This is a genomic window from Yinghuangia soli (assembly GCF_021502675.1).
Taxonomy (GTDB): Bacteria; Actinomycetota; Actinomycetes; order Streptomycetales; family Streptomycetaceae; genus Yinghuangia; species Yinghuangia soli.
On sequence record NZ_JAKFHA010000022.1, the window covers coordinates 97,220 to 110,081 of the forward strand.

Sequence of the window (12,862 nt, forward strand, 5' to 3'; positions counted from 1 at the left end):
GCAAGGAACTTCAAGGAGTGGTTTCAAGTGATCGAGTACCAGCTCTTCCAGACCCGCCAGCAGGAGCTCCACCGCGACGCCGCCCACGAGCGCGCCGTAGTGTCCGCCCTCCGCACCCGCCGCGCCACCCGCCGCGCAGCCCGCGCCGCCCCCGCCGGGGCGGCCCCCCCCCCCCCCCCCCACCCCCCCAACCCGGCCCGCCCCCCCCCCGGGGGCGGGGCCCTTCCCATTCCCCACCAACCCCGCCCACCGCCCCGCCCAACACCTGCCCAACCAACATCCGGCAAGGAGGCGACAATCCCCAGCAAGCAGGGCTCCAGGGCAAGACCGCCCGGATACACCCAAGAACGCGCCCAGCCCGGCAAAGAAGCAGATGAGACGACGCTTCGCCCGCGCCCATCCCCAGAAAAAAGGATGGGGCCCGAGAGCGCCCCCCGCTCTCGGGCCCCGCCTTCCCGTGCCCGCTCCCCACGGCTGCACGGGCCCACCCCCCAGTGGGTCGTCGCAGTGTTTGACTCATGGACCCCCTGGAGGGTTGTGCGGTTCGGGATTTTTTCTGGAATTTCTGCGGCGGCGGAGGAAGCGGCGGATCCGGGAGGCGAGGAAGAGCACTAGAGCCGCGCCCAGGATCAGGAGGAACAGGGCGATTCCGGCGGCCAGCCAGGGGTGGTCGACGGCCAGGGCCAGGATCACGACGACGGCGCCGTCCTCGGCGAGGGACGTGATGGTGTTGGAGGCCGGCTCGGGGGAGGTGTTGACGGCCATGCGGAAGCCGGCCTTGACGCTGTGGCTGCCGAAGGCCATGCCGCCGCCGCCGAGTGCGGCGGCGAGTTGCTGGGCGGTTTCGGCGTCGCCGACGCCGGCGTAGAGGGCGCCGATCCACATGCCGACGAGCGGGCGGACGATGGTGTGCACGGCGTCCCAGGCCGAGTCGAGGTACGGGATCTTGTCGACCACGAACTCGACGAGGAAGAGGATGCCCGCGACGATCAGGACGTCGGTGCGTTCGAGAGGCGCCGGGACGCTGCTGTCGATGCCGAGGCGGCCCATGCCGCCCAGGACGAGGATCGTCGCGTACGCGTTGGTGCCGCTGGCCCACCCGCTGGTGAGCACCATGGGCGCAACGTCCATGCACGCCCCTCTCGCCGAGCCGGAGGAAACCGGCATTTGCCGCGGTCTTGACGTTAACCCGCAGGTCGAGAGGTCGCATACTCAGCGCGCGGAGCAGCGGAGGGCCCGGGTACTCGGGTCGTTTTCTGAGTAGCAGTACGGATACTGCGGCGGCTCCGGGTCGGCAGAGTTGTCTGCAACGGGGCCGCGGCTCGGGTGCCAGGGGGGAGAACCGGCAGCCGGGATGCGGAAACGGGGGAACGGGGGGCAACGGGGAACGGGGGCCGCATCTTCTTATGGGGGAGAGGGCGCGGTGCAGTACGGGGGGAGCGGGGGGCAACGGGGACCAGGTGTCCTGGCCGGCGTTCACGGGGGAGCGGCGGCCGGGGCACCTAGCAGGAAGCGCTCGGGTACGCGGGGCGCGGGGACTGCATCGGCACCGCCGACACGGGGCGGCGGTTCAGGTGCCGTCGGATGCCGCCGTTACGGGGGCGGTGGTGACGACGAAGCGGGCTGTGCTCCACGGGGGAGCACAGCCCGCTTGTCGTCGTGCGGGACGGCGGAGGTCAGAGGAGGGACTGCAGCGCCTCGTCGCTGCGGGCGACGACTGCGGGGCCCTCGTCGGGCACCACGATCGGGCGCTGGAGCAGGGACGGCTGCTCGGCGAGGGCGGTGATCCACTGCTCGCGGTCGGCGGCGGTCCGGCCCCAGGCGGCCAGCCCCAGTTCCTTGGCGGCCGGCTCGGCGGTGCGGGTGATGTCCCACGGCTCCAGGCCCAGGCGTTCGAGTACGGCGCGGATCTCGTCGGCGCTCGGCGGGTTCTCGAGGTAGCGGCGTTCGGTGTACGCGATGCCCGCCTCGTCGAGGAAGGCCTCGGCCGCGCGGCTCTTCGAACAGCGGGGGTTATGCCAGATCTCCATGGGGGCAGCTTAGGGAGTCCGGCCGGCCGCAAAGCCGTGCCGGGCCGCGTGTCAGTGGCCCCTGCGACGGTGGTTCCAGGCACACTCGCTCATTCGAACAGAGATCGAATACGGCGGGAACGCGGCTTGAGTGGCGACTCGCTCCTTATGACGTTGACGCCACCGATGCCGCGGGGTTTACTGACATCATCGTTCGAACTTGAGTTCGATCAACGAGGGGATCACCAAGAGCTCGGGTTCGACCGGCGGAAACCGACCCCGGCCGGGGGTGCGAGGGGAAGCGCATCTCCGGCCGGGGCACCGCACCGAAGGAGAAGGCCATGGCACGTCGTCACATCGACCCGGTGGAGGTAGTGCGCAGCGGAGGGGAACCCGCGCGGTTCCTGTGGCACAACAAGCTGTACGTGGTCCGGGACGTCCTCGGCCACTGGGTGGAGAACGAAGAGTGGTGGCAGGCCGGCGCCGCGGGTGCTGGTGCGGGACGTGGCGAGAGCGCCGTGGGCGCTGGGCGTACGGCCACCGCGACCGCCTCTGTGACCGCCACGGCGGCCGCCCCCGCAGGGACCGCTCTGCTCGCCGCCGAGCGCGAGGTCTGGCGGGTCGAGGCCGCCGCCGGCCGCAGTTTCCCGCTCGGGGTGTTCGACCTGCGCCTCGATGCCCAAGGTGCCTGGACACTCGCCCGGACGCTGGACTGAGGGCGGCGATGACGACCATGGCCGCCGAGTCCGCAGCCCGGGACGGCCGCGACGTCCCCCGGGAGCCGATACCCCGACCACCGATACCCCGACCCCCTATACCGCGCGCCCCGGTGCGCTGGACCTCCGCGCCGCCCGGCGCTCTCGACCTCCTCGCCCACGCCCGCCGCGCCCTTGCGGAGGCAGCCGAGGCAACCGCGCCCAACGAGCGCTACGCCGCCGCGCACCTTGCGGCGCTGCGTACGACCGCCGCAGTACTGGCCGCGCGGGCCCGCCCCGAGGAGGAGAAGCCGGGACGCCGCCGCCCGCCCCGCAGCGCATGGCAGCTGCTGCCCCAGGTGGCTCCCGAACTGACCGAATGGGCCGGCTACTTCGCCGGCGGAGCACGCAAGCGCGCGGCCGCCGAGGCCGGGCTGCCCAACGCCGTCACCGGCCGCGAGGCCGACGACCTGGTGCGCGATGTGGAGGTCTTCATCCGCCTGGTGGTCCGGCTGCTCGGACTGCCGCCACTGACCGTCGTCCCGCCGCAGCAGGCGGGCTGACCGACCGGCCCGACCGTTCGATCGAACAGATCGAACAGATCGACCAGATCGACCAGATCGAACAGATCGAACAGATCAAGCACATCGAATCGATCGGACCGGCCGACCGACGACCACGGGTTCGGGGCCCGGGGAAACGAACCAGACCCGGAACGGCGACCGCGTTCCGGCGAACCGGCTGACGGAGCAGCCGCCGTACGTCCCACTCACGACCCCACCGAGCGCCCCCATGACCCCTCCGTTCACCCACCTGCACGTCGCCTCGGGGTATTCGATGAGGTACGGCGTGTCCCACCCGCACACCCTCGTCGCGCGCGCCGCCGACGAGGGCATGGACGCGCTCGCCCTCACCGACCGGGACGGCGTCTACGGCGCCGTCGCCTTCGTGAAGGCCTGCACCAAGGCCGGCATCCGCCCGATCCTCGGCGCGGACCTGGCCGTGGCGGACCCGGACCCGCACCGGACCCCGGTCCCGACCTCGACCGGGACGGGCCCCGCCCGATCCGCGACGCGCGCTGCCAGGCCCGGGCTCGGGGCCGGGCCTGGCAGCGCCGCCGCCCCCGGTAGCACCCCCGCACGCGCCCGCGCCGCACCAGCCGCGAAATCCCGCAAGACCCCCGCCCGCGGCGGCGCGTACGTGGACCCCCGGCACCCCCGCGCGACCGTGCTGGCCCGCGGCCGCACCGGCTGGGCCGCACTGTGCCGCCTGGTCAGCGACGCGCACCGGCGCGGCCGGGCCGTGCAGGAGCAGACCGCGGGCCCGCGCCCGGTACCCGCCTGCACGCGCGACGCACTTGCCGAACACGCGTCCCGCGGCGACCTGGTGGTCCTCCTCGGCCCCGACTCGGAGGTCGGCCGCGCACTGGCCGCCCGCCGCCCGGAGCTCGCCGCCCGGCTGCTCGCGGCTTACCGGGACGCCCTGCCGCCCGGTGCGCTGTACGTCGAACTGGTGAGCCACCGCGGCCCGTCCGAGGACCTCTCCCATACGCCGGGAGCCTCGCTGTCCACCTCCCTCGCCGCCCGCATGCTGGTGCTCGCCGACGACCACGGCGTGCCCGCCGTGCTGACCAACGCGGTCCGGTACGCCGACCGCGCCGACGCCCCCGTCGCCGACGTCCTGGACGCCGCCCGCCGCCTGGTCCCGCTCGGCCACCGGCACCTGGACCGGGTAGGCAACGAGGGCTACCTCAAGTCGCACCTCGAAATGGTGCAGCTGGCCGCCGAGATCGTCCTGGCCGCGGACCGCGGCACCGCCCGCGGACTGCTCGCCCGCACCCGCGACCTGGCCGAGTCGCTGGTCCTCGACCCGCGCGAAGACCTCGGCATCGGAAAGGTGTTCTACCCCGAGCCGGAGGTGATCGGCGTCCCGTCCTCCGCGGCCGCCGCCGAACTGCGCCGCCGCTGCGAGGCCGGGCTCGGGCTGCGCGGCATCGCCCCGACCGGCAGGGCCCGCAAGCGCCTCGACGACGAACTCGCCCTGATCGGCCGCCTCGGGCTGCCCTCGTACTTCCTGACCGTGGCCGGCGTGGTCGACCTGATTCGCGAGATGGGCATCCGCTGCGCGGCCCGCGGTTCGGGTGCGGGCAGCCTGGTCAACCACCTGCTCGGGATCTCCGGGGTCGACCCGCTGCGGTACGGGCTGATCATGGAGCGCTTCGTCTCGGACCGCCGCTCGGCGCTGCCGGACATCGACGTCGACGTCGAATCGGCCCGCCGCACCGACGTCTACGAGCGGATCATGGAGAAGTTCGGCGCCGAGCGCTGCGCGATGGTCTCGATGACCGAGACGTACCGCGCCCGGCATGCGATACGCGACGTCGGCGCCGCGCTCGGCCTGCCGCCCGGCGAGATCGACGCGGTGGCCAAGGCGTTCCCGCACATCCGGGCCCGCGACGTCCGCGCCGCACTGCGCGACCTGCCCGAACTCCGGGCGTCCGGGATCACCGAGGCCGGCTTCGGCACCCTCCTCACCCTCGCCGAACGCCTGGACGGGCTGCCCCGCCACCTGGCCCTGCACCCGTGCGGGGTACTGCTGTCGGACACCACGCTGCTGGACCGCACCCCGGTGGAGACCAGCGCGCAGGAGTTCCCGATGAGCCAGTTCGGCAAGGACGACGTGGAGGACCTGGGGCTGCTCAAACTCGACGTGCTGGGCGTCCGCATGCAGTCCGCGATGGCCCACGCGCTCGACGAGGTGGCGCGCACCGGCGGCGGCCGGATCGACCTGGACGCGGTGCCGTTCGACGACCCCGCCACCTTCGAACTGATCCGCTCCACCCGCACGCTCGGCTGCTTCCAGATCGAGTCGCCCGGACAGCGGGAACTGGTCGGCAAGTTCGCCCCCGAGACGTTCGAGGACCTGATCGTGGACATCTCGCTCTTCCGGCCCGGGCCGGTCAAGAGCGACATGGTCACGCCGTTCCTCAACGCCCGCCAGGGCTGGGCGGAACCCGACGTCATCCACCGCGACCTGTGGCCCGCGCTGGCCGAGACCGAGGGCGTGGTGGTCTTCCACGAGCAGGTCATCCGCATGATCGCGACCATGACCGGCTGCGACTTCGCGCGCGCCGACGTGGCCCGGCGGGCACTCGGCACGGTCGACGGGCAGACCGCGATCCGGGACTGGTTCGTCGCCGAGGCGGACCGGCGCGGGTACGCCCGCCCCGTCGTCGAACGCGTGTGGGAGGTGCTCAAGGCCTTCGCGTCCTTCGGGTTCTGCAAGGCGCACGCCGCGGCCTTCGCGGTGCCGACGTACCAGTCCGCGTGGCTCAAGGCGCACCACACCGCGGCGTTCGCGGCCGGGGTGCTGACCCACGACCCGGGCATGTACCCCAAGCGGCTGATCCTGGACGACGCACGCCAGTTCGGGATCCCGGTGCTCGGCGTGGACGTCAACGTCTCCGACCCGGTCTACCGCGTCGAACGCACCGCCGACGGGCGCGACGGCATCCGCATCGCGCTCGCCGAGGTCAAGGGCATCAGCGAGACCGAGGTCGAACGCATCGTCGAAGCCCGCCCGTACACCTCGCTGGCCGACTTCTGGCACCGCGCCGGGGTCTCCCGGCCGGTGGTCGAACGCCTGATCCTCGTCGGCGCGTTCGACACCGTCCACGCCATCCCGCCGCTCCCGGACGCCCCGCGTCCCGACACCCTGCCCCAGGACGCCCCACCCGAGGACGCCGGCCTCACCCGCCGCGACCTCCTCCTCCAGCTCACCGACCTGGACCGCTACGGCCGCGAAGCCGCCCCCGCCAAGGGCCGCCGCGCCGCCGGGCTGTCCACCCAGCTCGCCTTCGGCCTCGCCGGCAGCGAGATCCCCGAGCCGGCCGGCCTGCCGGAGATGACCGCCGCCGAACGCGTGCGCGCCGAACTGGAGATCCTCGGCATGGACGCCGACCGGCACGTCGTCGGCTTCTACGAGGACTTCCTCGCCGCGGTCGGCGTCACCCGGTCGCGCGACCTGCTCACCCGCCGGGCCCGCAGCGAACTCCTCGTCGCGGGCGTCAAGGTCGCCACCCAGACCCCGCCGGTACGCTCCGGCCGCCGCGTCGTCTTCCTCACCCTGGACGACGCCACCGGCCCGATCGACGCCACCTTCTTCGAGGACGCGCAAGGCCCGTACGCCGCCACCCTGTTCCACTCGTGGCTCCTGGTCGTCCGCGGCGTGCTGCGCCGGACCGGCCCGCGCGGCGTCTCGCTGCGCGCCACCGGCTGCTGGGAGATGGGCACCCTGTACGAGGCCTGGCGCGAAGGCGGCACCGACGCGGTGCACGCCCTCATGGCGGGCGCCGCCCCCGGGCACACCGAACAAGCGGTCGAAGGCGCCGCGGCCAGCCGTTCGACCCGGCCGGTCATGCACCGCGTCCTCGTCCACCCGAGCGGATTCCGCGTATCGCCGTACGCCGACCTGCGCCCGCCCGGCACACCCGCCAAGGACGCGCCGCGCAAGCTGTGGCACACGAGCCCCGGGAGCGCAGGATGAGACCGCCGCCGAGTGCCCCGATATGCGGGCAGCGCGTCCCGCAAAACGTTCTAGGGTGGAGCTCCGGGTACACGACAGGAGGCTCCCCTTGTCCGACCAGATGCGCCGCCGCAGCTCGATGCGTACCGCCGTGGTGTGGCAGGTGCTGCGCGCCGCGCTGGACCGCCGTGCGGCGGCTGCCGGGCGGGACGTCCTGGACGTGCTGGACACCGGCGGCGGCACCGGCAACTTCGCCGTCCCGCTGGCCCGGCTCGGGCACCGCGTCACGGTCGTCGACCCCAGCCCGGACGCGCTCGCCGCACTCGTGCGCCGGGCCGACGAGGCCGGCGTCACCGACCTGGTCAAGGCGTACCAGGGCGACACCCAGAACCTGTTCGACGTGGTGGACCGCGAATCCGCGGACATCGTGGTGTGCCACGGCGTCCTGGAGGTCGTGGACGCCCCCGGCGAGGCCCTGGACACCGTCGCCGCCGCCCTGCGCGGCGGCGGCACCCTCAGCCTGCTCGCCGCCAACCGCACCGGCGCGGTCCTCGCGCGGGCGCTGGCCGGGCACTTCGCCCAGGCGGCCGCGGCCCTGTCCGACCCGGCCGCACTGCCGCGCCGCTTCAGCGTCGACGAACTCACCGCACTGCTCGTCAAGGTCGGCCTGCAGCCCGGACCGGTCCACGCTGTCCGGGTCTTCTCCGACCTGGTGCCCGGCGTGCTGGTGGACGACCCGGCGTCGTTCGACGCGCTGCTCGACCTGGAGAAGGCGGCCGCGGAACTCCCCGAGTACCGCTCCCTCGCGACCCAGATCCACCTCCTCGCCGAGAAGTGACGCCCGAGGGGCGGTGCGCGCATGAACGCCCACGCGCCCGCCCCCGGTTCCGCCGTCCCCACCGTCATGCACGTCGACATGGACGCCTTCTACGCGTCCGTGGAGATCCGCCGCCGCCCCGAGCTCCGCGGCCGCCCCGTCGTGGTCGGCGCGCTCGGGGCGCGCGGTGTCGTGCTCTCCGCGACCTACGACGTCCGCGCGCACGGCGTGCACGCCGGGCAGCCGGTCGGCCGGGCCCGCCGCCTCTGCCCGCAGGCCGTCTTCCTGCCGCCCGACCACGCCGAGTACGCCCGCGTCTCGGCCGGCGTCATGGAGATCCTGCGCTCGACCACTCCCGTGGTCGAACCCCTCGCGCTCGACGAGGCCTTCCTCGACCTCGGCGGCTCGCTGCGCCGCCTCGGCGGCGACCCCGAGCAGGTCGCCGCGGCGATCCGCGCCCGGGTGGCCGACGAGCAGGGCATCACCTGTTCGGTCGGCATCGCGGGCACCAAATTCGTCGCCAAACTGGCCGGTGCCACCGTCAAGCCGGACGGCCAGCGCCTGGTCCGCGACGAGGACGCGGTCGCCTTCCTGCACCCCCTCCCCGTCGACCGCCTGTGGGGCGTCGGGGAGCGCACCGAGGCCGTTCTCACCCGCCTCGGCCTGCACACCGTGGGTGACATCGCCCACACCCCGCCCGCCACACTGTGCCGCGCGCTCGGCCAAGCCGCCGGCCGCAACCTGCACGCGTTGGCCTGGGGTCGCGACGAGCGCCCGGTCGTCCCGTCCGAACCCGAACGCAGCATGGGCGCCGAGGAGACCTTCCCCGCCGACGTCGACGACCCCGAGGCGGTACGCCGCACCCTGCTGCGCCTCGCGACCCGCACCGGCAGCCGGCTGCGCGCCGCCGGACTGGCCGGCCGGACCGTCTCGATCAAGGTCCGCTTCTCCGACTTCACCACGCTGACCAGGTCGAAGACCCTCCGCGAAGCCACCGACGTGGGCCAGGAGATCTACGCCACGGCCTGCGCGCTGCACGCCGGCCTGGGCCTGGAACGCGCCCGCCTGCGCCTGGTCGGGGTCCGGATGGAACAACTCGTCGACGGCGACCGCCCCCGCCAACTGGTCCTCGGCGAACGGGCCCGCGGCTGGGCGGACGTGGAACGCGCCGCGGACGCCGTACGCCACCGCTTCGGCGGCCACGCGCTGGCCCCGGCCAGCCTGCTCGGCGGCACCCCGCCGCCGGCCCCCCGCCCCCGCCGCTGACACCCGCTCCGGCCACCCGCCCCGGCCACCGGCCGGCGCGCACCGCCCGACGGGTCTTGCCCGCATCGGGAACCCGCCGCCGATCCCAAGCGTCAGCCCATGTGGGAATGGGCGGAGACGCATATCATCCTGGGAGCGGCCGGCGTCCGTACGCCGGTCGCGGCAGTCCTGTCTTTCGCGGTCGTGAACCGGTCGTGGCGGGGCCTGTTTCAGGCCCGTCGCCCGACCTGACATGACCGCGCACCGGACAGGGAATGCATGGGGAAGGTGGGGAAGCCGTCGCCGACGGAATCGTCACCCGCGCAGGTGAAGTCGACATGGCGGCGCAGAAGGCCTTGTCGTCTTTCGCGGGTGGCTTTCACGATGGCGGTTCCCTGCCTATCCTGAAAGGGCCGCACCGGTCGCCTCGCGGCCGACGAAGGAGGACGCCGTGCCGCTCTCAGAGCACGAGCAGCGTTTGCTCGAGCAGATGGAGCGAGCGCTGTACGCCGAAGATCCCAAGTTCGCGACAGCGCTCGAGGGTGCCGGCATGCGCACGCATACCCGGCGTCGGACGGGCTGGGCGATCGCCGGTTTCGTCGCCGGCCTCGTCCTGCTCATGACCGGCGTCATGGTGCCGGGAGCCATCTGGGTCAGTGTCGTCGGCTTCCTGCTGATGCTCACGGGTGCATTGCTGGCCGTCACCGGCTGGCGCCGCTCCCCGGGGCAGGCGCAGGCGGACGCCGGCAGCTCGCAGGCCGGCCGGGCACCGCGCCCGCGCCGCGCCAAGATGATGAACCGCATCGAGGACCGCTGGCGCCGCCGCCGCGAAGAAGAACAAGGCTGACGGCCCTACCGCATACGCCATGAGGCCTGGCTTCCGCTGATGCGGGAGCCAGGCCTTGCCGTGCCTGCGGACCCGACGGTCAGTTGGTGCGGGTGTTGTCGAGATGGTGGCCCAGGTAGCCGACGTGGATGCGGCCGGTGGCGCCCGCGGCGTCGTCGTGGAAGTGCATGCGCGGCGCCGGGTTGCCGATCCCGCGCAGCTTGACGTGCGCTTCCATGAACACGACCTGCTCGGGAGCGACCTCGGGCGGCACCGGGAACGTCCGCGCCTTGCGGAACTTCGCCCGCCCCGCGACCGCGTCCGACTCCTTCATGGCGAATTTCTTCGGGGACAGGGCGTAGGCCCCATGCGGCGGATTGCGGCACCAGTCGCGGAACCCGCCCCGGAAGGTGTTGGCGGACCGGGCCTGCGCGTACGCGTTGAGGGCCCGCAGCGCGTCCCAGGCGGCGGCCGCCCAGACCCGGGTCAGCCCCGGTTCGGCCTTGTCCAGCGTGGCCGCCCCGCTGTCGAGGCTGTCCGGCAGGCTCACGTGCGGGAGTTCGGTGCGGGCCCGGCGCAGTACGTCGGCCAGGCACTCGGGTATCCAGACGTCGTACGCGGGCACCGCGTCGGCGCCCGCGGACAGCTCGGCGAGCAGCCCGTCCAGCCGCCGGATGCGGTCCTCGGAGCGCCGGGACTCCTCGGCGAGCTCCTCGTACTGCAGGACCAGCAGGTCGTAGTCGTCGCGCAGCCGGGCGAGCTGGGCGGCGAGGTGCTCGGCCTCGGACTCCTCGCCGGCGCTGCGCGACTCGCGGTCCAGTTTGTCGACCAGCCCGCGCAGCTGCCCGACCAGATCACCGGCTTCGCGCGGGACCGCGACGAGGCGCCCCGGTCCCGCGCCCTGTAACGCGGCGACGACCATCGCGGCGATCTCCCCGGACAGTTCGGCAGGCGTGGCGGGTTGCGGCGGGGCCGCCGGCGCCCCGGCGGCGCGCCCCGGCGGCCGGGGCGGCACGGACAGCGGCGACGGAAGCCCGCCGCGGCCGGCACCGGGGGCCGCGGACGGGGATCCGCCGGGCGTCCCGGGGGCGTTGCCCTGCGGCGAGCCTTGCGGCGATGCCGGCGAGGGGACCGAGGAGTGCCCCGCGGATCCGGCCGCCACCTTCGGGTCCGCGCCTGTGCCCGATCCCGATCCCGCACCCGATCCCGTGCCCGGGTCTGCGCCCGTGCCCGGGTTCGCGCTCGGAGCCGGTCCCGGGGCGGGGCTGCTGCCCGAGGCCGATGGCGAGGCGGGGGCCGCATCGGAGCGCGGGACCTGGGGCGGGTCCGCTGCGCTGTCCGTCTCCTCATGCCTTGTGCCTGCGGTGGCCGGGCTCTGTTCGGTGCGCACCCCGGCCGCCGGGCCTGCGGCGCACCCGGTGCCCGGTTCGGCCCCGGGTGTCGCCGCCCGGCTGCCCGGCACGTCGGCCGTGGCGGGAGCGCCGGGGGATTGTTCGCGGCGGGGGGCCGGCAGGGGGTTGCGTACTCCGGTGGCGGACGCGGTTCCGGAGTCGGTGCTCTCGCCCGGTCGCGGGCCGGTCCCGCCTGCCGGAGGCGACGCAGCCGCGGCCGGCGTCGGCATCTGGATCGGGTGTCCGGCCGGGCGGCCCCCGCTTCGCCCGGTCGTCCCGCTGCTGCTCCGCGCCGTTCCCGCGCCCGCTCCCGGTGCGCAGGGCCGCGGTGCCGCGCCCACCGGGAGCACCGCGGCCTGCTCCCAGGGGATCCCGCGTTCCAGGACCTGCGGGACGAGCCGCAGTCCGCGCCGCACGTCCAGCGGGAGCGCCCGCCGCACGCCGTCCCCGGTCACCCCCGCCACGACCACGTCCAGCGCCCGGCGGCCCAGGTCGCGCAGCGCCGCACCGCTGCGCACCGGGTGGCGCAGCGGGTAGTCCTCGGTGGCCGGGTCGAACTCCGCGAGGTAGGTGCGCAAGGCGCCGCCGTAGACCTTGAAGCCTTCCCCCAGCGCCCCGTTCAGGCGTTCCTCGGCCTCCGGGTCGCCCAGCACGGCGACGACCGCGGTGCCCGCGGTGCGGCGGGCGAGGTGGGCGGCGTGCCGGGCGGGCAGTTCGGGGCGGCGGTCGTCGACGCTCAGCACCACGACCGGGACGCGGCGGCGCGGGTCGAGCAGGCGCCGCAGCAGTTCGCCCACGTGGTCGGCGTCGTCCACCGCGAAAGGGCCGGTCTCCAGGGGGATCGTTCCGTCGAACGCCCGCTCGGCCTCCAGGAACCCGGAGACGATCTCGGCCGCGAAGGCCGCATGCGGGGCGTCCGGAGTGGGGGCGTCGACGGCGATCAGGGCCCACGCCGACTCGCTGATCGAGGCCGGGCCCCATATGGCGGTGACGCGGACCCGGCCGGAGTCGCATATGTAGCGGCCGCACGTGTCGGCGTCGCGCAGCACGATGTGGCGTTCTGCGGAGGTGTGTTCGAGTTCCGCGGTGCCGTCGTCCGGTAACTGGTACGCCGCGGCGAAGCTGCGCCGCAGTGCGCGGCCCAGGTGCTCGGCGGACCCGTGGAGTACGGCCTGATAGACGCGGGCCACGACGATCCCCCTGGTGTGAGGCTGATGTTCCACCTTTTGGTCACCGTACGGGGATGAGGCGCCTGCGGTCCGTTACTTCGGCAATCGGGAACGCCCCGTCCGGTTCGGACGGGGCGTTCGCGAACATGCCTTATCGGGGGCAAGCGGGGCTTTTCGCCTGAGGCG

Annotated in this window: 9 protein-coding genes; 6 read left to right on the forward strand and 3 right to left on the reverse strand. The window is 74.0% G+C overall.

Features of this window, described 5'->3' with window-relative positions:
- Positions 1-516: 516 nt before the first annotated feature.
- Complete coding sequence (locus tag LZ495_RS29260) at positions 517-1,131, reverse strand: DUF4126 domain-containing protein (RefSeq protein WP_235055943.1); 615 nt, start codon at positions 1,129-1,131, stop codon at positions 517-519.
- Positions 1,132-1,676: 545 nt separating this feature from the next.
- Entirely contained in the window at positions 1,677-2,030 is a 354-nt protein-coding gene (locus tag LZ495_RS29265; protein ID WP_235055944.1) for an arsenate reductase family protein, read from the reverse strand.
- Positions 2,031-2,350: 320 nt separating this feature from the next.
- Between LZ495_RS29265 and LZ495_RS29270 the strand changes: the two genes are divergently transcribed.
- From LZ495_RS29270 to LZ495_RS29295, 6 genes are all read left to right on the forward strand, one after another.
- Positions 2,351-2,725, forward strand: coding sequence for a DUF6504 family protein (locus LZ495_RS29270; protein ID WP_235055945.1), 375 nt, complete (start codon positions 2,351-2,353; stop codon positions 2,723-2,725).
- Between the two features lie 17 nt (positions 2,726-2,742).
- Complete coding sequence (locus LZ495_RS29275) at positions 2,743-3,267, forward strand: SAV_6107 family HEPN domain-containing protein (protein ID WP_372498664.1); 525 nt, start codon at positions 2,743-2,745, stop codon at positions 3,265-3,267.
- A gap of 229 nt (positions 3,268-3,496) precedes the next feature.
- The gene (locus LZ495_RS29280; protein ID WP_235055946.1) at positions 3,497-7,249 is read left to right on the forward strand and encodes a DNA polymerase III subunit alpha; all 3,753 of its coding nucleotides are present in this window, start codon (positions 3,497-3,499) and stop codon (positions 7,247-7,249) included.
- A gap of 88 nt (positions 7,250-7,337) precedes the next feature.
- Positions 7,338-8,066 carry a methyltransferase domain-containing protein gene (locus LZ495_RS29285; protein WP_235055947.1) on the forward strand — a complete coding sequence of 243 codons (729 nt, stop codon included), beginning with the start codon at positions 7,338-7,340 and terminating at the stop codon, positions 8,064-8,066.
- Between the two features lie 21 nt (positions 8,067-8,087).
- On the forward strand, positions 8,088-9,311 hold the full coding sequence (gene dinB, locus LZ495_RS29290; protein WP_235055948.1) for a DNA polymerase IV: 1,224 nt from the start codon (positions 8,088-8,090) through the stop codon (positions 9,309-9,311).
- Positions 9,312-9,741: 430 nt separating this feature from the next.
- Entirely contained in the window at positions 9,742-10,137 is a 396-nt protein-coding gene (locus LZ495_RS29295) for an SCO2097 family morphological protein (protein ID WP_235055949.1), read from the forward strand.
- A gap of 79 nt (positions 10,138-10,216) precedes the next feature.
- Here the strand turns inward: LZ495_RS29295 and LZ495_RS29300 are convergent, their stop codons facing one another.
- Positions 10,217-12,730, reverse strand: a complete 2,514-nt coding sequence (locus tag LZ495_RS29300) for a hypothetical protein (RefSeq protein WP_235055950.1) — start codon at positions 12,728-12,730, stop codon at positions 10,217-10,219.
- Positions 12,731-12,862 lie beyond the last annotated feature (132 nt).